This is a genomic window from Pseudomonas sp. GW821-FHT05D12 (genome assembly GCF_059419825.1).
Genome location: NZ_JBWKSN010000005.1, coordinates 331,944 through 354,312 on the forward strand (window position 1 = coordinate 331,944; position 22,369 = coordinate 354,312).

Below are 22,369 nucleotides of genomic sequence, written 5' to 3' on the forward strand. Positions count from 1 at the left end.
GCCGAGCAGCGCTATGAGATCAGGATGATCCTGGCCTCGGCCAGGAGCCGTCATGTCTCAACCTCGCGCCCGGATTGCCTCACAGTTAGGCCTCGCATTAGCCGTGATACTGGCTGTTGTCATCAGCGGTAGTACGGTATTCGCCTTGCGTTCACTGGACTCCGCCAACCTCGACACCCGCGAAGAGCACCTGGCCAGCGAGGCGCGCCTGCTCGCCGATCAACTCAACACCTTCCACAGCACCTTGCGCGAAAGTACCCAGCGCTTGAGCGGGCTGTTTGAAAAGCGCTTCGGCGCCGGGTTGAGCGTGCATGCGGATCAACCGGTTACCGTCGCCGGGATGCAGACGCCAGGCCTGTACCTGGGCAATGACGTGTTGAACAACGATTTCGATGAGGTCGATGAATTCAAGGACACCTCCGGCGGCGTGGCCACGGTGTTTGTGCGCAGTGGCGAAGACTTCATCCGTGTCAGCACGTCCTTGACCAAGCAGGATGGCAGTCGCGCCATCGGCACAGTGCTGGACCATCAGCACCCGGCATATCAACGCCTGCTTGCCGGGCAGAGTTATGTGGGCCGTGCGGTGCTGTTCGAACGTTCCTACATGACCCAGTACACACCGGTGCGCGACGCGGCCGGCAAGGTGATCGCGGTGCTGTTTGTCGGCTTCGACTACACCGACGCGCAGAATGCCCAATTCGAAAACCTCAAGCGCTTCCGCATCGGCAAGACCGGCTCCCTCGCGTTGCTGGACGAACAGAAGCGCTGGCTGGTGCCGCCCGCTGGCGTGCAGGCACTGGATCAGGCAATCCCGGTGATGCTCGACCTGGCGAAGAAGCCGGGCGAGGGCCGTTTCTGGAGCGACAAGAACGAAGACTTCTACAGCGTCTCGGTGCCCTTCGAAGGCGGCCCGTGGTCGGTGGTCGCGAGCATGCCCAAGGCTGAGATCCGCGAAGTCACCTGGGCCGTGGGTATCCGCCTGGTGATCGGCAGCGTGCTGGCGATGCTGTTCGCGGTCGGCGCGGCGGTGTGGCTGTTGCGCAGCAAACTGCAGCCGTTGAGTGATCTGGTGAGTCAGGCCGAGGCCTTGGGCGCCGGTGATTTGAGTGCCCGCTTGAACGTGTCCAGCCATGACGAAATCGGCCAGTTGGCACGCAGCTTCAACCAGATGGGCGAGGCGCTTTCGACCATGGTCTCGCACATTCGCAGCGCAGCCGAAGAAGTTAATAGCCGTGCCCAGGCCTTGTCCGGTTTGTCTGGCGGGGCCTATGAGGGCATGGAGCAACAGTCGGGCGAAATCACCAGCATGGCCGGCGCGGTGGAAGAATTCAGCGCCACCTCGCTGAACATCGCCGACAACATGGGCAATACCGAGCGCCTGGCGCAGGAAAATGCGCAGCAGACTCGTATTGGCCGTACCTCGATGCAAGAGGCGTCGTCGTCTCTTGAGCACATCGCCACTGCGCTGAACAGCACCGCCACGGTGATCAACACCCTTGGCCAGCGCTCCCAGGAAATCGGCGGGATCGTCGGTGTGATCACCTCGATCGCCGAACAGACCAACCTGCTGGCGCTCAACGCCGCCATCGAAGCCGCGCGGGCCGGTGAACAGGGCCGCGGGTTTGCCGTGGTTGCCGATGAAGTGCGCAACCTGGCGTCGCGTACCCGCCAGGCCACTGACGAGATTTCCGGGATGATCCAGAGCATCCAGCAGGAAACCGGCAATGCCATCAGCACCATGGAGCACGGCAATGTGTTGATGCAGGAAGGCCTGTCGCGCAACGCCGACGTGGCCTCGGCCCTGGCACGGATCGACGAACAGAGCCGCTCGGCCGGCCAGCAGTTTGCCGCAATCACCACCGCCACCCAGGAGCAGAGCAGCACCGCGACCTTGCTCAGCAGCAACTTGCAGAGCATTGCGCTGGCCAACAGCGAGCAGCGTGAAGCGGTGTCGAACCTGGCGATTACGGCCAAGGAGCTGGAGACGCTGGCAGCGAGCTTGCGGCATGAGGTGGATCGGTTTCGCTGAAACTGGATTGGCGCACACTTCCTGCCCAGGCCCTGCTGATGCTCAAAAGGCTCAGGTGATCGCTGCCGGACGATATTGCAGCGCCTCTTGCAGGTGATGGCGAGCGATAGTGTCTGCTTGTTCCAGGTCCGCCAGCGTGCGCGCTACCTTGAGCAGCCGGTGGGCCGCGCGCAGCGACAATGTCAGTCGCTCGCAAGCGGTCTCCAGCCAGCTTTCGTCGACCTTTGCCAGCGTGCAATGCTTGCGCAGCCCCGGTAGATCCAGGAAGGCATTGGCGCAGCCCTGGCGCTTCAGCTGACGCTCCCGGGATTCGGCAACCTGCGCCGATGCCTTCGCCGTGTTATCGCCATCCTGCAGGGCCGGGTTCAGCGCGGTGGTCTCCCGGGCGACGGTGACGTGCAAGTCGATCCGGTCCAGCAGCGGCCCGGAGAGTTTGTTGCGATAGCGCTGAATCTGCTCCGGCGTGCACCGACAGCGCCCGCTGGGATCGCCCATGTAGCCGCAGGGGCAGGGGTTCATCGCCGCCACCAGTTGAAAGCGCGCCGGAAAACTCACCCGGTCGCGGGCGCGGGAAATCACGATATGCCCCGATTCAAGGGGCTCGCGCAGCACCTCCAGGACCTTGCGATCAAACTCCGGCAACTCATCCAGGAACAACACCCCGTGATGGGCCAAGGTGATCTCCCCAGGCTGCGGCTTCGAGCCGCCGCCCACCAAGGCCGGGCCTGATGCAGAGTGGTGCGGCTGACGAAACGGTCGGTGCGGCCAATGGCTCAGTGGCGCGAGGCTGACCACTGACTGAATCGCTGCCACTTCCAGGGCTTCCTGTTCGCTCAACGGGGGCAATAACCCAGGCAGGCGGCTGGCGAGCAAGGTCTTGCCGGTGCCGGGCGGCCCGCTCAGCAACAGGTTGTGCGCGCCTGCAGCGGCAACCAGCAGAGCACGCTTGGCCATTGACTGGCCTTGCACTTCGCTCAGGTCCGGGTACGGCTTGTTCAGGTACAGCAGTCCATCGGACTTGTAGGGCTCAATCGGCGCATGCCCGTTCAGGTGTGCCACCACTTGGAGCAAATGGTCGACTGCAATCACCGTCAGCCCGGACGCCAGGCACGCTTCCTCGGCATTCGCCCGAGGCACTATCACGGTGCGTCCGGCCTTGCGTGCTGCCAGCGCCGCGGGCAGCACGCCTTTCACCGCCCGCACCGCGCCGGACAGTGCCAGTTCGCCCAGGCATTCCACGTTATCCAGGGTCAGCGCCGGCACCTGCACGCTGGCCGCCAGGATCCCCAAGGCAATCGCCAGATCAAAACGCCCGCCGTCCTTGGGCAGGTCGGCGGGCGCGAGGTTGAGGGTGATCCGACGGTCGGGGTATTTCAGTGCTGAATTGAGAATGGCACTGCGTACACGGTCCTTGCTTTCCTTGACTGCGGTTTCCGGTAAACCCACCAGAGTCAGGGACGGCAACCCATTGGCCATATGCACTTCGACGGTGACGGCAGGGGCTTCGACGCCAATTTGGGCGCGGCTGTGGACAATGGCGAGGGACATGCTCGTTCCTTGAAAGGGAGGGCCGCTTCCTGCGGTTTTTCAAGGGTAGACGAGGTGGAATAGAGCGGGGCGTGGAGGTTTTACAGAACGTATCTAGGGAACGACGCAGAGCAAACGTGGGAGCGGGCTAGCTCGCGAAAGCGCTGGATTTGCCAGCATCTGCATGTCTGACAGACTGCATTCGCGGGCAAGCCTGCTGCCACATTTTGACCCCGTTGCGTCAGTTACTCGGCCGGGGGTGTCAACCGCGCTTCCAGCTCAGCCACTTTGGCTTCCAGGCTCTCCAACCGCGCACGTGTGCGGGCCAGCACGACCATCTGGCTATCAAACTCTTCGCGGCTCACCAGGTCGAGTTTGCTGAAGCCGCTTTGCAGCAGCGCCTTGAACTGGCTTTCGATTTCATTGCGGGGCAGCGGGGTGTCGCCGCTGAACAGGCGAGAGGCGTGGCCGCTCAGGGCATCGAGGAGATCTTTGGGCGCGAGCATGGGAAATATTCCGGAAAACTGTTGGCCGGCAGTGTATCACGCAGCGTCTATAGTGATTTTCACGGCCTGCCGCGCACGCTTTTCGCGCAGCTGGCCGTAGGGCGACGCACTGTTTTTGTGCGCATTGCGTTCGCCAGAAAGCCCCGCAGGTGGGCATAAGTGAGCAAAGGACTGATTTCAGTGATTTTTACGGAGCTGGCAAGGTTTCTGCTTAGACGATCATGACCCATGCACTGATGCAGTCGCTGTGACGAATGCAGTGCGCCGACGGATCAGGGGTACAGGTTTCGTCACCAGTGGTTCGCTGGCGTCGCCACGGCAATTGCCCTTGCGACGACGCGTTACAAAGCCAGGCACTGCGCTTAGACTTGAGACGGGTTTGTTTTCCTGGGGCAAGTCCACCAATTCGGGAGAGAGTTTTCATGAAGCTAGTCACTGCCATCATCAAGCCGTTCAAGTTGGACGATGTACGCGAGTCGTTGTCCGAGATCGGCGTGCAGGGCATTACCGTTACTGAGGTCAAAGGCTTCGGTCGGCAGAAGGGTCACACCGAGCTGTATCGCGGCGCGGAATACGTGGTCGATTTCCTGCCGAAGGTGAAGATTGATGTCGCCATTGACGACAAGGATCTTGACCGGGTTATCGAGGCGATAACCAAGGCCGCCAACACCGGCAAGATCGGTGACGGCAAGATCTTCGTGGTCAATCTGGAACAGGCTATTCGCATCCGTACCGGCGAAACCGATACCGACGCAATCTAAGCCGCCAAACCCCAACGCCCCAGGAGAAAACAATATGACTCTGCGTAAATTCGCAGGGCTCGGAGCCCTGTTGTCCATCGTAATGCCCAGCCTGGCCATGGCGGCAGACGAAGTGGCTGCTCCAGTCCTCAATTCCGGCGACACTGCATGGATGCTCACATCCACTGCGCTGGTGCTGTTCATGACCATTCCAGGCCTGGCGCTGTTCTACGGCGGCATGGTGCGTTCCAAAAACATTCTTTCCGTGATGATGCAGTGCTTCGCCATCACCGGCCTGATCACCATCCTGTGGTTCGTGTACGGCTACAGCATGGCGTTCGACACCACCGGGATGGAAGCGGGCGTCGTCAACTTCAACTCGTTCGTCGGCGGCTTGTCCAAGTTGTTCCTGTCGGGCGTGACTCCAGCGAGCATCACCGGCCCTGCGGCGCTGTTCCCTGAGGCGGTGTTCGTCACCTTCCAGATGACCTTCGCGATCATCACCCCGGCGCTGATCGTCGGTGCCTTCGCCGAGCGTATGAAATTCTCCGCGATGCTGATCTTCATGGGCGTCTGGTTCACCCTGGTCTACGCACCGATTGCCCACATGGTCTGGGGCGGCCCGGGTTCGTTGCTGGGCGACTGGGGCGTGCTGGACTTCGCAGGCGGCACCGTGGTGCACATCAACGCCGGTGTGGCTGGCCTGGTGGCGTGCCTGGTACTCGGCAAGCGCAAAGGCTTCCCGACCACCCCAATGGCGCCGCACAACCTCGGTTACACCCTGGTGGGTGCCGCGATGCTGTGGGTCGGCTGGTTCGGCTTCAACGCCGGCTCCGCAGCGGCAGCCAACGGCACCGCCGGCATGGCGATGCTGGTCACCCAAATCGCTACCGCTGCTGCAGCGCTGGGCTGGATGTTCGCCGAGTGGGTCACCCACGGTAAGCCAAGCGCGCTGGGCATTGCCTCGGGTGTGGTCGCTGGCCTGGTGGCAATCACGCCAGCCGCTGGCACCGTGGGCCCGATGGGCGCCCTGGTGATCGGTCTGGCTGCCGGTGTGGTGTGCTTCTTCTGCGCCACCACGCTGAAACGCAAGCTGGGCTACGACGACTCCCTGGACGCCTTCGGCGTGCACGGTATCGGCGGTATCCTCGGCGCAATCCTGACCGGCGTGTTCGCTGCCCCTTCGCTGGGCGGCTTCAACGCGGCCACCACTGACATCGCGGCGCAAGTCTGGATCCAGTGCAAAGGCGTCGGCTTCACTGTGATCTACACAGCCATCGTGACCTTCATCATCCTCAAGGTGCTGGACGTGGTGATGGGCCTGCGTGTGACCGAAGAAGAAGAGGCGGTCGGCCTCGACCTGGCGCAACACAACGAGCGCGGCTACAACTTGTAAGTACGCGAAAAAAAGATGCCCGGCTTGCCGGGCATTTTTTTGCCTGGCGTTTGTCAGTCATAACAAGCTGTGTCGGTTTTTGCGCCCAGTTTGTGATGGGGCGCACGCGGCACTTTCCAGCGTGCGAATGTCTTACAGGCATGTAGGCGTATTCGGCACTTTGTTTTTTCCCAGAGCGCGCTAGAATGCGCGCCGATGGGCGGAGAACTGTATGTGGCAACAGACCCTGATCACCCTGCGGGCAAAGCCCCGGGGCTTTCACCTGGTAACCGACGAGTTACTTGCCGGCCTGCCTGAATTGAAGGCATGTCGCGTGGGCCTGTTGCATCTGTGGCTGCAGCACACCTCGGCCTCGTTGACCGTCAACGAGAATGCCGACCCGGCGGTTCGTCGTGACTTCGAGCGTTTCTTCAATTCGCTGGTGCCGCAAGGCCGGGCAGGATTCGAGCACAACGACGAAGGCCCGGACGATCTGCCGGCGCACTTCAAGGCCAGTCTCCTGGGCTGCCAGCTGAGTTTGCCGGTGAAGAACGGCCGCTTGGCGATGGGGACCTGGCAAGGTGTTTATCTGGGCGAGCACCGTGATCATGGCGGTGCTCGTAAAGTCCTCGCCACTCTGCACGGTGATGGGGCATAAGCCACTGGTTATCCAGTGGATGTTGATTTTTTTCCGGCGACCTCGACAGAGGGTGAAGCTGGGCTATAACTAATCTGCTTTTCGCAAGTCATGAGGTAGAACATGAGCGACGATGATCTGGAAAACGACGAACTGGAAGTAGGTGACGAAGACGACACCGAAGAAGGTCTTGAAGCGGCGGCTGAAGACGTTGCTGACGACGACGGTGGCGATGATGCGCCTGTTCCGGCTGCCAAGGGCAAGGCCAAGGCTGCTGTTTCGGTAGACGAACTGCCGAGCGTCGAGGCCAAGAACAAAGAGCGCGACGCGCTGGCCCGTGCGATGGAAGAATTCCTCGCGAAAGGCGGCAAAGTGCAGGAAGTCGAGGCCAACGTGGTGGCAGATCCACCGAAGAAGCCAGATAACAAGTACGGCAGCCGACCTATCTGAGGTCTGCCACCTGCTTGCTGAAAGAGCCCGCCGTCGCTGCGGGCTTTTTCATGCCTGTAGCAAACTGGCTGGCCCACCGCATTCCTGTGTGGGCGCTGGCTTCAGTGTGTATGCCAACTGCGCAGCAATGGCGGCAGTTCGGTCAAGCTGCGAATCTCGGCATCCGGGCGCTTTTCACCTTCCCACGGCTTGCCTGTCGGGTTGAACCACACCGCACGCAGGCCCGCCTGCTGCGCCCCGGCGATGTCATCACCCGGGTGGTCGCCCACGTGCACCGCCTCGCTGGCGTCCACGCCACCGCGCTGCAACGCTTCCTGAAACAATCGCGCATCCGGCTTGGCGATGCCGACATCTTCGGCGCGCAGGGCAAAGTGAAAGTAGTCCGCCAGGCCCACGCGCTGCACATCAGCATTGCCATTGGTGATCACCCCCAGCAAAAAGTGCTGGCGCAAGGCTTGCAGCATCGGCTCGGCTTCCGGGAATACGCTGAGCTGGTGGCGTGCGTGGATGAACGCCTCGAAGCATACATCGGCCATTTCCGTGGCCTCGGGCTGTGGATAACCGGCCTCTTCAAAGGCGTGCATCAGCACCCGGTGGCGCAGGATGCTGATGCGGTATTTCAGCTCGGGATGACGCTCCAGCACGTGTTGGCGCAGCTTGGCGAAATGCTCCAGGGGCAAGTCGCCGACCTTGGCGGCGTTCACCGCCAGCCATTCGCGCATCGACGCCTCGGCGCTGATGATGACGGGTACGTTGTCCCAGAGTGTGTCGTCCAGGTCGAAGGTGATCAGCTTGATACTCATGAGTCGCCGCCCTTGATGCGTTTGGCCCGTGGATGGGCGCTGTCGTACACCGTTGCCAGGTGCTGGAAGTCGAGGTGGGTATAGATCTGCGTAGTCTTGATATCGGAGTGGCCGAGCAGCTCTTGTACCGCGCGCAGGTCCTGGGACGACTCCAGCAGATGGCTGGCAAAGGAGTGCCGCAACATATGCGGATGCAGGTTCTGGCCCAGCTCGCGCTCGCCGGCAGCCTTGACCCGCACCTGAATGGCCCGAGGCCCCAGGCGCCGACCTTGCTGGCTGATAAACACGGCGTCGTCCACCGGGTTGGCCAGGGCGCGTAGCGGCAACCAGAGTTGCAGCGCCTCGCGGGCCTTCCTGCCGACCGGCAGCACGCGGGTCTTGCTGCCTTTGCCAAGCACTTGCACCAGGCCGTCCGCCAGGTCCAGTTGATCCAGGTTGAGTCCGGTCAGCTCCGACAGGCGCAGGCCAGAGGAATAAAACAGCTCGAGGATCGCCTGGTCGCGGTGGGCGAGGAAGTCATCCTCTACCGCACCCTCCAGCAGTTGCAGGGCGCGATCGGTGTCGAGGGTCTTGGGCAGGCGCCGCTCGCCCTTGGGCGGGGACAGGCCGTTGGCCGGGTCGTGGTCGCACAGGCCTTCGCGATTGAGGTAGTGATAGAGGCCGCGCACCGCCGACAGCAGGCGCGACAGGCTGCGCGAGGACTGGCCCTGCTGGTGCAGGCGCGCGATCAGGCTGCGCAGGCCCTGGATATCCAGGGCTTTCCAGCTGCTGATCTGGTGTTTTTCGCAGTACGCCAGGACCTTGTTCAAGTCCCGTCGATAAGCTTCCAGGGTATGGGGCGACACCTGGCGCTCGTTGCGCAGGTGAGCGCAATAAGCGTCCAGTTGCCGTTCCATGGCTAGCGCACCGCGCGCAGGGCGGTGGTAAAGCGCGGTAATACCCGGCCCAGCACTTCGGCGATATAGGTCAGGAACAGCGTGCCTACCGAGCTTTTGTAGTGTTGCGGGTCACGGCTGGCGATGGCCAGTACGCCGTGCAGGCCTTGATGACTGAGCGCGACCACGGCGGTGGAGCCGATCTGCTTGCGCTGTTCGGCGCCAAACAGGAAGTCCAGTTCGTGCTCGCGCAAGGTACCACTGATGGTCTTGCCTTCGGACAACAGGCCGCCGATCGCGGTTTGCGCATCGCCACCGCTGACCCAGCGACCCACCGGCATCGGGTTGTCGCTGAACAGGATCAGGCTGACAAAGGGCACCTGGAAGTCCTGGCGCAGGCTGTCTTCGACGGCGATCACCGTTTCTTCCAGGCTGGTGGCGTCCATCAGGGTCAGAATCAGGCGGCGGGTCTTGTCGAAAAGGCGGTCGTTGTCGCGGGCCACGTCCATCAACTGCGAGAGCCGATGGCGCATTTCGATATTACGCTCGCGCAGGATCTTCATCTGCCGCTCCACCAGCGACACGGTATCGCCGCGCTGGTGAGGGATGCGCAGGGCCGGCAGCAGCTCTTCGTGCTCGACGAAGAAATGCGGATTCGCCTCAAGGTACGCCGCGACGGCAGCGGCCTCCAGACTTTCGCTCGGGGTAGCTTGTGCGGGTACTTGAGGCTTATCGGTCATTAGCTTTGCTCACTCATAGACGGACCTGTCCTTCGTATACACGCGAGGCCGGCCCGGTCATCATCACCGGGTGGCCAGGGCCTGCCCATTCGATGGACAGGCGTCCACCGGGCAGGTCGATCAGCAGCGGCGAATCCATCCACCCCTGGCTGATCGCGGCCACGGCAGCGGCGCAAGCACCGGTACCGCAGGCCTGGGTTTCGCCGGCGCCGCGTTCCCACACACGCAATTGCGCGCGGGTACGGTCGATCACCTGCAGGAAGCCCACGTTGACCCGTGCCGGAAAGCGCGGGTGGTGTTCGATCTTCGGCCCCAATTCATGCACGGGCGCGTTGTTGATGTCGTTGACCCGCAGTACGGCATGGGGGTTGCCCATGGACACCGCGGCGATATCGACAGTCTTGCCTTCCACGTCCAGCGCGTAGCTGGTGGCCTGCTCGGTGGCCTGGAACGGAATGTCCGCCGGCACCAGGCGAGGGGCGCCCATGTTGACGCTGATCTGGCCGTCGCTGCGGATATCCAGCTCGATCACGCCGCTCTTGGTCTCGACGCGAATCTGCCGCTTGGCGGTCAGGCGCTTGTCCAGCACAAAGCGGGCAAAGCAGCGCGCACCGTTGCCGCACTGTTCCACTTCGGAACCGTCGGAGTTGAAGATCCGGTAACGGAAGTCCACCTCCGGGTTGCTCGGTGCCTCGACGATCAGCAATTGGTCGAAGCCAATCCCGGTATGCCGGTCGCCCCACTGTTTAGCGTGCTTGGGCAGGATGTGCGCGTGCTGGCTGACGAGGTCGAGGACCATGAAATCATTGCCCAGCCCGTGCATCTTGGTAAAACGCAGCAGCATGGCTTACTCCGGCAGCAGGCTTTCGCCAGCATACAACTCGGCTACCGTCTCGCGGCGACGCACTTCGAACGCTTGATCACCGTCCACCAGCACCTCGGCGGCACGGCCGCGGGTGTTGTAGTTGGAACTCATGACAAACCCGTAGGCACCGGCCGAATGCACGGCCAGCAAGTCGCCTTCCTCCAGTGCGAGCTGGCGGTCCTTGGCCAGGAAGTCGCCGGTCTCGCAGATCGGGCCGACGATGTCGTAGGTGCGCGGTGCGCTGTCGCGAGGTTTCACGGCAGTGACGTCCATCCAGGCCTGGTACAGCGCCGGGCGGATCAGGTCGTTCATCGCCGCGTCGACGATGGCGAAATCCTTGTGCTCGGTGTGCTTGAGGTACTCGACCTGGGTCAGCAGCACGCTGGCGTTGGCGACGATGTAGCGGCCCGGCTCGAACATCAGCGTCAGGTCGCGGCCTTCGGTGCGCTCGCGCACGGCCTGGATGTAGTCGGCAATCAGCGGCGGCTCTTCGTCGCGATAACGTACGCCGACACCACCACCCAGATCGATGTGGTGCAGGTAGATGCCGCACTCGCCCAGGCGATCGATCAACGCCAGCAGGCGGTCGAGGGCATCCAGGAACGGTGGCAGGGTGGTCAGTTGCGAACCGATGTGGCAATCGACACCCAATACTTCCAGGTTCGGCAGCTGGGCGGCGCGGATGTACACGTCCTCGGCGTCGGCAATGGCGATGCCGAACTTGTTCTCTTTGAGACCGGTGGAAATGTACGGGTGGGTGCCGGCGTCGACGTCCGGGTTGACGCGCAGGGAAATCGGCGCGCGAACGCCCATCTCGGCGGCCACGGTCTGCAGGCGTTCCAGCTCATCGGTGGATTCGACGTTGAAGCAGTGCACGCCCACTTCCAGGGCGCGGCGCATGTCTTCGCGGCTCTTGCCGACGCCGGAGAACACGATCTTGTCAGCCTGGCCGCCAGCGGCCAGTACTCGTTCCAGCTCGCCACGCGACACGATGTCGAAACCAGCGCCCAGGCGCGCCAGGACATTCAGTACGCCGAGGTTGGAGTTGGCTTTCACCGCGTAGCACACCAGGTGCGGCACGCCGTTCAGCGGGTCGGTGAACGAGCGGTACTGCGCTTCGATATGCGCGCGCGAGTACACGTAGGTCGGGGTACCAAAGCGCTCGGCAATCGCGGACAACGCCACGCCTTCCGCGAACAGCTCGCCGTCCCGGTAGTTAAAAGCGTCCATGATCTTCCCTTAGTAGGTGTCGTGCTTATGCGCTTTAGCGGGTTTTTGCGACGATTGCGCCTGTTCATTCGGATCTTTGCTGTCATCGGGCAGGTACAGCGGGCCTTTTTGACCACAGGCACTAACGAGGCAGGCGACCGCGACGAGCGCAGCAAGGGAAGAGATCAGGCGCTTCATGGCGAAATCCTTGAATATGCATTAATTGCGCCCGAGTATACCGACCACCCGCCAGCTTGCCTATGCGCTGGAATACCCGTCCAGCGGGGGTTTGCCGAGATAGTCGGGAAACGTCCTACGCTCGATGGGGATATTTCATTCCGTCGATCGTGATGAAATCGGTATCCTTTGCAATCGGCGGGGCTCGCCCGTATCGTGCGGCGCTTGAGCAAAACCAGACACTTTTGAGGTTGCCACAATGAGTTTGACCGAAGCCCGTTTTCACGACCTGGTGGATTCGACCCAGCAGGCACTGGAAGATATTTTCGACGACAGCGGCCTGGACGTGGACCTGGAAAACTCGGCCGGCGTGCTGACCGTCAAGTTCGAGAGCGGCCAGCAGTTGATCTTCAGCCGCCAGGAGCCGCTGCGTCAGCTGTGGCTGGCGGCGCGCTCCGGTGGCGTGCACTTCGACTACGAAGAAGAAAGCGGCAAGTGGCAGTGTGACAAGAGTGAAGAGCTGTTGGGCGAGATGGTCGCGCGCCTGGTCCACGAATATACCGGCGCCGAGCTGGATTTCGACGAGATCTGACCGTGACCCAGCCTGTACCTGTCCGCCCGCCGAAGCCGCTGTTCAGTAATGTCAGCCCGGCGGTGCCGTCACCTTGTATCAGTTTGTGTCGTCTGGACGAGCATAAAGTCTGCCTTGGTTGCTTCCGCCACGTGGAAGACATCCGTGAATGGCGCTCCGCCGATGATGCCCGGCGCCGGGTGATCTGCCTGGATGCCGAGCAGCGCAGGGCGCGCGCCTGAGGTCGTCTTGTTTATTTGTGACGCTGTGGTAGTGTCCGGGTACGCCTCAACTCATCGAGGCCCGTGAGAACCCCGCCTTTTCCTGGCGGGGTTTTGCTTTTTTGTGCAGAAAAAAGGAGTCTGCCTGAATCATGACCACCGCACCGTCCATCATTCTTACCCGTCTTGACGTGCAGCGTCTGGAGCAACTGATCGACCGCTTGGGCGACGAGTCTCCCGGCGTCGAAGCGTTGCAAGCCGAACTCGACCGCGCCGAAGACGTGGTCGGTCACGATGAAGTGCCTGCGGGTGTCGTGACCATGAACTCCAGCGTGCATTGCCGTGAGCAAGGCAGCGGCAAGGACTACCACCTGACCCTGGTCTACCCCAAGGACGCCAACGCCGACGAAGGCAAGATCTCGATCCTGGCGCCGGTCGGCAGCGCGTTGCTCGGCCTGCAGGTGGGCCAGCATATCGACTGGCCAGCACCAGGCGGCAAGACGCTCAAGCTCGAATTGCTCAGCGTTGAAGGCCAGCCCAAGGATGGCGGCGCCTTTCCTCTCTAAATCTGGCTCAGCGCCGCATTGAGCGACAGCTCCAGCTCGGCCTTGTAGCGCAGGTACAAATTGCTCGGGCTCTGTACATCACCGAGCAGGCCCGACAGGTCCAGGTCGGTGATGTAGCAGCGGTAACGTTCGGCTTCCCGACGTTGCCCGACAATCTCCTGGGCGACCACTGCAAACAGCTGGTCGCCAAACTCCAGTTCGCAAAACTCCCGCTGATTGCAGTACAGGGTAATGCCCACTTGGCCGGGCGCCGCCTTGCCAATAATCGCCTGCACGTCATAAAACGGTTTGTTTGTCGGGTTTTGCGGTGCCGGCCGCGGCTCGATGCCGCGTGCGCGACTGCTGCCTGACGGCAACAGCTGGTAATAAAAGATTTGCACCTCGCCCAGCGGTTGTTGCGGGTCCAGCGGTGACAGCGCATCCCGGCGATAAATGATCGATTGCAGGAAGCGCTGCAACGGCGCCAACAAGCTCTGCTCATCATGGAACGGCAAGCGTTGCTGCCAGAGCGCGTTGAACTCATCCAGCACATACAGCTCGGCGAAACCCTCGTTGACCCGGTAGAACACCTGCACGCAATCGGCCATGCCCATCGGCAGCAACAAAGCCAGGTCGTGGTCTTCCAGGGCCATGGCGTCCAGGTGCAGCGGGCTGTAGCTGGCCAGTTCTTCGCTGAGGTAGGCAATCAGCGCGTCCTGGGTTGCCAACGACACATGGGTGGCCTGGCCCGGCGTCAACTCCATCACGTGATAGTGCTGCTGTACCTGGAGCAGGTAGCGGTGATTGCCCTGGCCGAGCAGCAGGTTCTGCGCGGTATCGAAGATTTCTTCGACGCGCTGGGCAATGAACTGCGCACGGTTGTGACAGAAACAGCGCACCCGCAACCGCGGCAGATGGTCGGCCGGCAGTTGGTTGAGGTAGTCGCGCAGGCAGTCGAGCAGCGCATGGGGGCCGTCGTAACGACTGACCATCACCTCGTTCCAGCTATTGAGCGTGACCTGGTCCAGGGTCAGCACCAGGTTGTCGCGCACCCCGGCATAACTCAGCGAGTCGGTACGCTCGGTGGTCATCAGGATATTCAGGTCGCGGTGATGCTTGAGCGGGTCGACGCCGACGTTGATCAGCAACAACACCTCCTCGGGCACCGCCGAGCGCAGCAGGCGTTCCTCATCGACGCTGGCCAGCGGCAGGGCGATGGTCTGTTGCAGGCTGCCGAGCAGGTTGAACAGCTCGAACTCGGTCATGTCGCTGACGCCTGGATGCAGCGCCAGGCGGGTGCTGCTGTCGATCACGCCGTTGCGGTGACACCAGGTGAGCATTTCCAGCAGGTCACGGCTGCGCTTGATCGGCGCGAAGTGTTCCCATTCCAGGGCCGTGAGGTTGCCGTTGTACAAGCCCCAATGGTGCTGGCCCGGCTCCTTGCGATTGGGCGATTGCACCAGGGTGAGGGTGTCTTCGGCCAGGTCCGGGGCGATGCCGGGGTTGATGAATTCGACCTTGCCGGCCTTGCGTTCGAAGGCGGCATACAGGCGCCGGCCCAGCACATTGAGGTCGCGCTTGTTGATCAGGCTGACGGTCTGTTCGGTGCGGGCGAACTGGGTCAGGAAGCGATAGCTGTAGTTCAGCTCGTTGACCAGGGCGCGGCGCTCGGACGCCACCTGGCGTACTTTCCACTGGCTGCGGCTGTCCAGCAGCGCCAGCTGGCGTTGGTCCCAGCCCCACTCATGCGCCAGGCGCTCCAGCAACAGCCGCTGCCAACTGGTCGCGCGCTGGCCGACGGTCAGCTTGCGGTTGACCTTCAGGTACAGCGCCCGCCGTACCAGTTCCAGGCGTTCCGGCTCGTGACGGGCCTTGAGGTATTCCTCGATGCGACGGTAGACCACGATGTACGGGTCGAGCTCATCCAGGTCCATCTGGTTGGCGAACACCGCGCGCTTGAAGCGCAGGCTCAAGCACTGCACGTTCGGGTGCTCGCTGGCGTAGACCTCGGTCAGCAGCAGCTTGAGCACCGACTTGTAGGGTGACTCGATGCCCTTGAACAGCTGCCACAGCCCGGCGCCGATGAATTCGCCCGGGGGAATGTGCGCCAGGTGGCCGAGGTCGAGGGTTTCATCGGCGCGGATAAAGCGCTTGGAAATCAGCGTATGGGTGAACTCGGCATAGCGGGTTTCTTCGTACACCGGCACCAGCCACCAGATCGGCGTGCGCCCGGCCAGCCAGATGGCGGTGCGGTAGAACTCGTCCAGCAACAGGTAATGCTGGGTGGTGCCGCAGTCGTCGGAGCTCAGTTGCGTGTCGCGCTCGCCGAGCACAAAGCGCGTCGGCTCGATCAGGAAGAAGTGTGCTTCGGCGCCCATGCTCAGGGCCCAGGCTTCCAGCAGCTGGCATTTTTTGCGCAGTTCGACCAGCTCGGCTTCGCCGAGGTCCGGCGCATGGCACACCCACACGTCCATATCGCTCTGATCCGCCTGGGCCAGGGTGCCGAGGCTGCCCATCAGGAACAATCCATGAATCGGCCGTGGCGGGTTGCCATGGCGTGGCTTGTAGGAGAACGAGCGAGTCAGACGCTGGGCTTCGGTCAGGGCTTGGGCGTCGGGTTCGAAATTTGAGAGCCCCGCAGGCGTGCTGCCCGAGACATAGCCTGGCAGCAGCGGGTGATTGACGTGAAAGAACAGCGGCAACAGGGTCAGCACGCTTTGCTGGCGTGGCGTCAGCCCCTCGACGGCCCGGGCCATGCGGCCTTCGTTGAGGGCCATGAAACGCGCGCGCAGTTGGGCCAGTACCTTGCGGTCAATGCCTTCGTCCAGGTCGGGGCGGATTTCGTGGGTGCGGGTCATGTCGAATTCGTTGGCTCGCAGGGCCCAACGTGGGCGGCCGTGTCGGAGTTTACAGCCAGTAGCGTAGGAGGTTTAGAGGGAAATTGTTTTTGGCGCCAGAATTTTGTGGCGTCCACGGCAACGCCCCCGGAATCCGCAGAGCGCGGACTCCATGGGCGGTCTCAGGGATCAGGCAGCTTCTTTGGTGGTGGCAGTGGTGAGGATGGTCAGCAGCGTTTGAGCCTGCTCTGCAGCGTCCCGGCCAAGGCTGGTCAGGTAGCCCCCGTCTGGCTGGTCGATAAGTCCTTTCGCATGAAGGCGTTTGGCAGCGGCGATGGCAGTGGGAGCGGCGGTCTGGTGGACTTTCAGACCTTCCTTGGTGCTGTCCAAGGGGAAGAGTACAAGGATTTCCAGTTCGGCAACCAACTCAGGGGTATACGACATAAGGACTCCAGACTTTCTAAAATTTATTAGAGGCTAGCAGGGCATAAGGTGAACGCACTTTGCCGGGCTGTCCAGTAGGAGCAAGCGCGCTCGCGAAAAACCTGAGAGCGCCGCGTAAATTCAGGCTGCTCGTGTTGGCGTTGGCGGTTTTCGCGCGCAGGCCGGCTCCTGCCAGGTCTGGTGACTTAGTTGTTTTCCGGAGGCAGCTCTGGCAGTGCCCGCAGCGCTGTTTCGTACCATTCGGTATCGAATGCGCGGTCTTCTTCGAGCATCTTGTCGATTTCCACGGCCAGTACATGGGCCATGAGATTCAGAATGTCGTCGCGCTCATAGCCCACCAGCGTCAGCTTGTTGAAGGTGGCTTTGGCGGCAGGCGGGTTGTCGCTTTCGATCTGGTTTTCGATGGCCTGGGTCAGCGTACTTTCGGTGAACTCTTCTTCGTCGCTGTCGATATCGGTCGGCTCGCTCATGGCAGGCTCCTGTAGGAAAGGGCGCCAGTCTACCCCCATTCAAGCGGTTGATGCTGCTGGCAAGGCCAGGCCCGGGGAGCTATAACGCTTGCAGCCAACCCCATTCCCGGCCTGGAGGCAATCGCAATGCTCAAGCTCTACGGATTCTCGGTCAGCAACTACTACAACATGGTCAAGCTGGCGTTGCTGGAGAAGGGGCTGCCTTTCGAAGAGGTGCCTTTTTACGCCGGGCAAACCCCTGAAGCCCTGGCGGTCAGCCCGCGCGGCAAGGTCCCGGTGCTGGGCGTGAAGCAGGGCTTTATCAACGAAACCAGCGTGATCCTCGAATACATCGAGCAAACCCAGGAAGGGCCTTCGCTGCTCCCGGCCGATCCGTTCCAGCGCGCCCAAGTGCTGGCGCTGTGCCGAGAAATCGAGCTGTATATCGAATTGCCGGCTCGCGCCTGTTTCGCCGAAGCCTTTTTCGGCATGCCGGTGCCGGAGGCGACCAAGGAAAAATCCAAGGCGGAGCTGTTGCTCGGGGTTGGCTCATTAGGCCGGCACGGTAAATTCGCGCCGTTTGTGGCGGGGGAGAGCTTCACGATTGCGGATCTGTATTTCATGTACAGCGTGAACCTCGCCTGCGCGGTGGGCGAGAAGCTGTTTGGCCTGGATCTGCTGGCTGAGATGCCGAAAGCTAAAGCGTTGCTGGAACGTTTGCACGGGATGCCCAACGCGCAGAAGGTGGCGGCGGACAGGGAAGCGGCGATGCCGGCGTTCATGGCCATGGTGGCGGCGAAGAAATAGCGATTCTCACACTTGTAGGAGCCGGATTGCCGGCGATGGCGGCCTCAAGATCAACTGCGATCTCAAGGACCTCATCGCCGGCAAGCGAGTGCTTAGCGGCTGGCGAGCAGGGCCTGGCCGCGCGCGACGGCAGCCTTCACCTGCGCCGGTGCAGTGCCGCCCACGTGGTTACGGGCATTCACCGACCCTTCCAGGGTCAGTACCGCGAACACGTCCTGCTCGATCTGGTCGCTGAACTGACGCAGCTCTTCCAGGCTCATTTCCGCCAGGTCCTTGCCGGTGTCCACGCCGTACTTCACGGCGTGGCCGACGATTTCGTGGCAGTCACGGAACGGCAGGCCACGGCGCACCAGGTAGTCCGCGAGGTCAGTCGCGGTGGAGAACCCGCGCAACGCCGCTTCACGCATGATCGCGTGCTTGGGCTTGATCGCAGGGATCATGTCGGCAAACGCGCGCAACGAGTCGCGCAGTGTATCGGCGGCGTCGAACAGCGGTTCCTTGTCTTCCTGGTTGTCCTTGTTGTAGGCCAGCGGCTGGCCTTTCATCAGGGTCAGCAGGCCCATCAGCGCGCCGAACACGCGGCCGCTTTTGCCGCGTACCAGCTCGGGCACGTCGGGGTTTTTCTTTTGCGGCATGATCGAGCTGCCGGTGCAGAAGCGGTCCGGCAGGTCGATGAACTGGAATTGCGCACTGGTCCACAGCACCAGCTCTTCGGAGAAGCGCGACAGGTGCATCATCGCGATGCTCGCGGCGGCGCAGAATTCGATGGCGAAGTCACGGTCCGACACGCCGTCCAGGGAGTTGCCGCCCACGGCGTCAAAACCCAGCAGTTGCGCGGTGTATTCGCGGTCGATCGGGTAGGTGGTGCCGGCCAGTGCGGCGCTGCCCAACGGCATACGGTTGGCGCGCTTGCGGCAATCCACCAGGCGCTCGTAGTCGCGGCTGAGCATCTCGAACCAGGCCAGCAGGTGGTGGCCGAAGGTCACGGGCTGTGCGGTCTGCAGGTGGGTGAAGCCGGGCATGATGGTGTCCGATTCACGCTCGGCCTGCTCCAGCAGACCTTTTTGCAAGCGGGTGATTTCGGACAGGATCAGGTCGATTTCGTCACGCAGCCACAGGCGAATATCGGTAGCCACCTGATCGTTGCGGCTGCGGCCGGTGTGCAGCTTCTTGCCGGTCACACCGATGCGGTCGGTGAGGCGGGCCTCGATGTTCATGTGCACGTCTTCCAGGTCGACGCGCCAGTCGAACGTACCGGCTTCGATCTCGCCGCGAATCGTGGTCAGGCCGTCGATGATGCTGTCGCGCTCGGCGTCGGTCAGCACGCCGACCTTGGCCAGCATCGTCGCGTGGGCGATGGAGCCCATGATGTCGTGGCGGTACAGGCGCTGGTCGAAGGTGACGGAGGCGGTGAAGCGGGCGACGAAGGCGTCGACGGGTTCACTGAAGCGGCCGCCCCAGGACTGGTTGGTCTTGTCGGTGCTCATGGATTCGCTCGTGATCTGCTTAATAAAGAGGCATGGAAGTGTGCCGGCGATAATAACAGGGTTGCCCGTTGAGGCGGTGCTGCGGGTCGTCGGCATTTTTATTTGTGCAAAGCTGGCTAAGTGCCTTGCCGTCGAACGCGTCCGGGAAGAGACTGGGACAAGGGTTTATTGAAACGATATTTGACGATTGAGCAATGTCGTCTCAGTGAGCGTCTACAGTTGGACTGATAGTGTGTGAATGCACCAAAGTCGGGTGATGCGGTCATAGCCCAGACTAACCATTAAAAAGGGGGGTATTCGGATTGTGTATCAGCAAACCCTACGACAGTGCCCGCAGGCAGCAGGTCTTGGGCGCTATTGAACAGGTCCGGGTAAATATGGGTGCCGCTGTCGGGGCACTTTTTGCCGCTCGCGCTAGTCTTAGCGTGGATCGCTGTGACGCAAGTCACCGCACCTGTCTACGCTATCCTTGTGCGAGACTCACGCAGGAATCCAGCGCAATATGAATGTCCTGATCGTTGATGACGAACCCCAAGCCCGCGAGCGACTGAGCCGTTTGGTCAGTGAACTCGAGGGTTATACAGTCCTTGAGCCGAGCGCCACCAACGGGGAGGAGGCGTTGGCGTTGATCGACAGCCTCAAGCCCGATGTGGTGCTGCTCGATATCCGCCTGCCGGGCCTTGATGGCCTGCAAGTTGCCGCCCGCCTGAGTGAGCGAGAATCGCCACCTGCCGTGGTGCTGTGCGCGGCCCAGGAAGAGTTTTCCGCCGACACGCTCGAAGCCAGCGGTGTCAGCTTCCTCACCAAACCCGTGGCTGGCGAGGCGTTGCTCAAGGCGCTGAAAAAGGCCGAGCGGCCCAATCGTGTCCAGCTCGCCGCACTGACCCAGCCCGCCGCCCAAAGTGGTAACGGGCCACGCAGCCACATCAGCGCCCGCACACGCAAAGGCATCGAGCTGATTCCGCTGGGCGAGGTGGTCTATTTTATTGCCGATCACAAGTACGTGACCCTGCGCCACCAGGGCGGCGAAGTGCTGCTCGATGAACCGCTCAAGGCGCTTGAGGATGAATTCGGCGACCGCTTCGTGCGAATCCACCGCAACGCGCTGGTGGCCCGCGAGCGAATCGAACGCTTGCAGCGCACACCCCTGGGGCATTTCCAGTTGTTCCTCAAGGGGCTGAATGGCGATGCATTGATCGTCAGCCGACGCCATGTCGCCGGTGTGCGCAAGATGATGCAACAGCTTTAGCCTGGGGCCTGCGGCGATGCCTGTACCTTTTATCCCGGTGCGACGCGGCCAGGGAGGCCCCGCACTTGCTGATTCAAATCAAAGCGTATTTGCCTGAGCTGTTATTATCTGCCGTATCTATTCAGTACGGATTGATCCATGTCCTCTCGCGAAATCCGCATCGCCACCCGTAAAAGCGCCTTGGCCTTGTGGCAGGCCGAATACGTCAAAGCACGCCTTGAGCAGGCCCATGCCGGCCTCAAGGTGACCCTGGTGCCCATGGTCAGTCGCGGCGACAAGCTGCTCGACTCGCCGCTGTCGAAGATCGGCGGCAAGGGCCTGTTCGTCAAGGAACTGGAAACCGCGCTGCTGGAAAACGAAGCCGACATCGCCGTGCATTCGATGAAAGATGTGCCCATGGATTTCCCTGAAGGCCTGGGCCTGTTTTGCATCTGCGAGCGTGAAGACCCGCGCGACGCCTTTGTTTCCAACACCTACGCGTCGTTGGATGAGCTGCCGCTGGGCAGCATCGTCGGCACGTCCAGCCTGCGTCGCCAGGCACAGTTGCTCACTCGCCGCCCGGACCTGCAGATTCGTTTTCTGCGCGGCAACGTCAACACCCGCCTGGCCAAGCTGGATGCCGGTGAATATGACGCGATCATCCTCGCCGCGGCCGGCTTGATCCGCTTGGGTTTCGAAGACCGCATCACCTCGGCCATCAGTGTCGAGGACAGCCTGCCGGCCGGTGGGCAAGGCGCAGTGGGCATCGAATGCCGCACCGCCGACACTGAAATTCACGCCTTGCTCAAACCCCTGGACCACCACGACACCGAAGTGCGCGTCACGGCCGAACGCGCCTTGAACAAGCACCTCAACGGCGGCTGCCAGGTGCCGATTGCCTGCTACGCCGTGCTCGAAGGCGACAATCTGTGGCTGCGTGGCTTGGTAGGCGATCCGGATGGCGGCACCCTGTTGACTGCCGAGGTGCGTGGTCCGCAGCGTGATGCCACGGTCCTGGGGATCCAGGTGGCGGAAGAGCTGCTGGACAAGGGCGCTGGTGCCATCCTGCAAAAAGTCTATGGCGAGGCCGGCCCGCAGTGACCGGATGGCGACTGCTGCTGACGCGGCCTGCCGAGGAATCAGCAGCCCTGGCTTTGGCATTATCAGACGCCGGAGTCTTCAGCAGCAGCTTACCCTTGCTGGACATCGAGCCCTTTGCTGTTTCCCCCGAGCAGCAGGCCGTGTTCCGCCACCTCGACCGTTACTGCGCAGTGATCGTGGTAAGCAAACCGGCCGCGCGCCTTGCCGTGCAACAGCTGACCCAAGCCTGGCCGCAGCTGCCATGGTTCAGCGTCGGCGGCGCCACCGCGCAGGTGTTGGCCGAGCACGGCCTAAACGTTGACTACCCCCAGTCTGGTGATGACAGCGAGGCCTTGCTTCAATTGCCTGCGTTGCGCGAGGCTATCGCGCGCCCGGATGCACGGGTGTTGATCCTGCGCGGCGAGGGGGGCCGGGAGTTGCTGGCTGAGCGTTTGCGTGAGCAAGGTGCTAGTGTCGACTATCTGGAGTTGTATCGTCGTTTCTTGCCGGACTATCAGGCGGGAGTACTGATGCAACGCATCCAGTTGGAACGCCTGAACGGCCTGGTGGTCAGCAGTGGGCAGGGTTTCTTGCACTTGCAGGCCCTGGCTGGCGCCGATTGGTCTCAGGTGGCCCGGCTTCCGTTGTTCGTGCCCAGTCCGCGAGTCCAGGAGATGGCGCGGGCCGCAGGCGCAGAAAAAGTGGTGGATTGTCGCGGCGCGAGTGCCGCGGCTTTGTTAGTGGCGTTGGGCAGCTGTGTCTTGTGA

24 protein-coding genes and 1 pseudogene are annotated in these 22,369 nt (G+C 62.1%); 13 read left to right on the plus strand and 12 right to left on the minus strand.

Annotated features, from left to right (window positions below; translation table 11 throughout):
* Positions 1 to 52: 52 nt before the first annotated feature.
* On the plus strand, positions 53 to 2,029 hold the full coding sequence (locus tag AC07SI_RS11810) for a methyl-accepting chemotaxis protein (RefSeq protein ID WP_495005775.1): 1,977 nt from the start codon (positions 53 to 55) through the stop codon (positions 2,027 to 2,029).
* Positions 2,030 to 2,080: 51 nt separating this feature from the next.
* On the opposite strand, the gene AC07SI_RS11815 is transcribed toward AC07SI_RS11810, so the two are convergent.
* Together AC07SI_RS11815 and AC07SI_RS11820 are read right to left on the minus strand one after the other, a co-directional pair.
* Positions 2,081 to 3,577 (minus strand): YifB family Mg chelatase-like AAA ATPase, encoded by a 1,497-nt coding sequence (locus AC07SI_RS11815; RefSeq protein WP_106802305.1) that lies wholly within the window; start codon positions 3,575 to 3,577, stop codon positions 2,081 to 2,083.
* 224 nt (positions 3,578 to 3,801) lie between these two features.
* A complete protein-coding gene (locus AC07SI_RS11820; RefSeq protein ID WP_027608312.1) occupies positions 3,802 to 4,062 on the minus strand; it encodes an accessory factor UbiK family protein in 261 nt (86 codons plus the stop codon).
* Between the two features lie 422 nt (positions 4,063 to 4,484).
* Here AC07SI_RS11820 and glnK point away from each other — a divergent pair, with 422 nt between their 5' ends.
* From glnK to sutA, 4 genes are all read left to right on the plus strand, one after another.
* On the plus strand, positions 4,485 to 4,823 hold the full coding sequence (glnK, locus tag AC07SI_RS11825; RefSeq protein ID WP_002555808.1) for a P-II family nitrogen regulator: 339 nt from the start codon (positions 4,485 to 4,487) through the stop codon (positions 4,821 to 4,823).
* A gap of 34 nt (positions 4,824 to 4,857) precedes the next feature.
* Positions 4,858 to 6,198, plus strand: coding sequence for an ammonium transporter (locus AC07SI_RS11830; protein WP_065902443.1), 1,341 nt, complete (start codon positions 4,858 to 4,860; stop codon positions 6,196 to 6,198).
* 211 nt (positions 6,199 to 6,409) lie between these two features.
* Positions 6,410 to 6,835: a secondary thiamine-phosphate synthase enzyme YjbQ gene (locus AC07SI_RS11835; RefSeq protein WP_106802306.1), complete on the plus strand. Its 426-nt coding sequence runs from the start codon at positions 6,410 to 6,412 to the stop codon at positions 6,833 to 6,835.
* A 102-nt stretch (positions 6,836 to 6,937) separates the two neighbouring features.
* Positions 6,938 to 7,264: a dormancy-specific transcriptional regulator SutA gene (gene sutA / locus AC07SI_RS11840; RefSeq protein ID WP_015886504.1), complete on the plus strand. Its 327-nt coding sequence runs from the start codon at positions 6,938 to 6,940 to the stop codon at positions 7,262 to 7,264.
* 101 nt (positions 7,265 to 7,365) lie between these two features.
* On the opposite strand, the gene AC07SI_RS11845 is transcribed toward sutA, so the two are convergent.
* The 6 genes from AC07SI_RS11845 to lptM are packed head-to-tail and all read right to left on the minus strand — an operon-like array spanning position 7,366 to position 11,954.
* Positions 7,366 to 8,067 (minus strand): HAD family hydrolase, encoded by a 702-nt coding sequence (locus tag AC07SI_RS11845; RefSeq protein ID WP_495005776.1) that lies wholly within the window; start codon positions 8,065 to 8,067, stop codon positions 7,366 to 7,368.
* Complete coding sequence (gene xerC, locus AC07SI_RS11850) at positions 8,064 to 8,963, minus strand: tyrosine recombinase XerC (RefSeq protein ID WP_065902437.1); 900 nt, start codon at positions 8,961 to 8,963, stop codon at positions 8,064 to 8,066. Before xerC ends, AC07SI_RS11845 begins: the two co-directional genes overlap by 4 nt.
* A gap of 2 nt (positions 8,964 to 8,965) precedes the next feature.
* The gene (locus tag AC07SI_RS11855) at positions 8,966 to 9,682 is read right to left on the minus strand and encodes a DUF484 family protein (RefSeq protein ID WP_120450487.1); all 717 of its coding nucleotides are present in this window, start codon (positions 9,680 to 9,682) and stop codon (positions 8,966 to 8,968) included.
* A gap of 13 nt (positions 9,683 to 9,695) precedes the next feature.
* Positions 9,696 to 10,526: a diaminopimelate epimerase gene (gene dapF, locus AC07SI_RS11860; protein WP_106802308.1), complete on the minus strand. Its 831-nt coding sequence runs from the start codon at positions 10,524 to 10,526 to the stop codon at positions 9,696 to 9,698.
* Positions 10,527 to 10,529: 3 nt separating this feature from the next.
* The gene (gene lysA / locus AC07SI_RS11865) at positions 10,530 to 11,777 is read right to left on the minus strand and encodes a diaminopimelate decarboxylase (protein ID WP_106802309.1); all 1,248 of its coding nucleotides are present in this window, start codon (positions 11,775 to 11,777) and stop codon (positions 10,530 to 10,532) included.
* Positions 11,778 to 11,786: 9 nt separating this feature from the next.
* The gene (lptM, locus tag AC07SI_RS11870; RefSeq protein ID WP_017845169.1) at positions 11,787 to 11,954 is read right to left on the minus strand and encodes an LPS translocon maturation chaperone LptM; all 168 of its coding nucleotides are present in this window, start codon (positions 11,952 to 11,954) and stop codon (positions 11,787 to 11,789) included.
* A 238-nt stretch (positions 11,955 to 12,192) separates the two neighbouring features.
* On the opposite strand from lptM, the gene cyaY reads away from it, so the two are divergent.
* The 3 genes from cyaY (at position 12,193) to rnk (ending at position 13,291) form a co-directional block, all read left to right on the plus strand.
* A complete protein-coding gene (gene cyaY, locus AC07SI_RS11875) occupies positions 12,193 to 12,525 on the plus strand; it encodes an iron donor protein CyaY (RefSeq protein ID WP_065902433.1) in 333 nt (110 codons plus the stop codon).
* Positions 12,526 to 12,527: 2 nt separating this feature from the next.
* A complete protein-coding gene (locus AC07SI_RS11880; protein WP_106802310.1) occupies positions 12,528 to 12,746 on the plus strand; it encodes a DUF1289 domain-containing protein in 219 nt (72 codons plus the stop codon).
* Between the two features lie 131 nt (positions 12,747 to 12,877).
* Positions 12,878 to 13,291 (plus strand): nucleoside diphosphate kinase regulator, encoded by a 414-nt coding sequence (gene rnk, locus AC07SI_RS11885; RefSeq protein WP_010207444.1) that lies wholly within the window; start codon positions 12,878 to 12,880, stop codon positions 13,289 to 13,291.
* On the opposite strand, the gene AC07SI_RS11890 is transcribed toward rnk, so the two are convergent.
* The 3 genes from AC07SI_RS11890 to AC07SI_RS11900 all read right to left on the minus strand — a co-directional run bounded on the left by AC07SI_RS11890 (position 13,288) and on the right by AC07SI_RS11900 (position 17,021).
* Positions 13,288 to 16,128 (minus strand): class I adenylate cyclase, encoded by a 2,841-nt coding sequence (locus AC07SI_RS11890; RefSeq protein WP_495005777.1) that lies wholly within the window; start codon positions 16,126 to 16,128, stop codon positions 13,288 to 13,290. The genes rnk and AC07SI_RS11890 overlap by 4 nt on opposite strands.
* 168 nt (positions 16,129 to 16,296) lie before the next feature.
* Positions 16,297 to 16,551 carry a TIGR02647 family protein gene (locus AC07SI_RS11895; RefSeq protein WP_010207442.1) on the minus strand — a complete coding sequence of 85 codons (255 nt, stop codon included), beginning with the start codon at positions 16,549 to 16,551 and terminating at the stop codon, positions 16,297 to 16,299.
* A gap of 185 nt (positions 16,552 to 16,736) precedes the next feature.
* Positions 16,737 to 17,021 carry a hypothetical protein gene (locus AC07SI_RS11900; protein WP_106802312.1) on the minus strand — a complete coding sequence of 95 codons (285 nt, stop codon included), beginning with the start codon at positions 17,019 to 17,021 and terminating at the stop codon, positions 16,737 to 16,739.
* A 126-nt stretch (positions 17,022 to 17,147) separates the two neighbouring features.
* Here AC07SI_RS11900 and AC07SI_RS11905 point away from each other — a divergent pair, with 126 nt between their 5' ends.
* The gene (locus AC07SI_RS11905; RefSeq protein WP_495005778.1) at positions 17,148 to 17,807 is read left to right on the plus strand and encodes a glutathione S-transferase family protein; all 660 of its coding nucleotides are present in this window, start codon (positions 17,148 to 17,150) and stop codon (positions 17,805 to 17,807) included.
* 92 nt (positions 17,808 to 17,899) lie between these two features.
* Here AC07SI_RS11905 and argH read toward each other — a convergent pair whose 3' ends face one another.
* Positions 17,900 to 19,294, minus strand: a complete 1,395-nt coding sequence (gene argH / locus AC07SI_RS11910; RefSeq protein WP_034110688.1) for an argininosuccinate lyase — start codon at positions 19,292 to 19,294, stop codon at positions 17,900 to 17,902.
* A gap of 389 nt (positions 19,295 to 19,683) precedes the next feature.
* Between argH and AC07SI_RS11915 the strand changes: the two are divergent.
* From AC07SI_RS11915 to AC07SI_RS11930, 4 genes and pseudogenes are all read left to right on the plus strand, one after another.
* Positions 19,684 to 19,800 (plus strand): annotated as a pseudogene (locus AC07SI_RS11915) (sensor histidine kinase); the annotation flags it as partial.
* The gene (locus AC07SI_RS11920) at positions 19,797 to 20,543 is read left to right on the plus strand and encodes a LytR/AlgR family response regulator transcription factor (protein WP_065902423.1); all 747 of its coding nucleotides are present in this window, start codon (positions 19,797 to 19,799) and stop codon (positions 20,541 to 20,543) included. The pseudogene AC07SI_RS11915 and the gene AC07SI_RS11920, both read left to right, overlap by 4 nt.
* A gap of 138 nt (positions 20,544 to 20,681) precedes the next feature.
* On the plus strand, positions 20,682 to 21,623 hold the full coding sequence (gene hemC / locus AC07SI_RS11925) for a hydroxymethylbilane synthase (protein ID WP_495005779.1): 942 nt from the start codon (positions 20,682 to 20,684) through the stop codon (positions 21,621 to 21,623).
* Complete coding sequence (locus AC07SI_RS11930) at positions 21,620 to 22,369, plus strand: uroporphyrinogen-III synthase (protein WP_495005780.1); 750 nt, start codon at positions 21,620 to 21,622, stop codon at positions 22,367 to 22,369. Before hemC ends, AC07SI_RS11930 begins: the two co-directional genes overlap by 4 nt.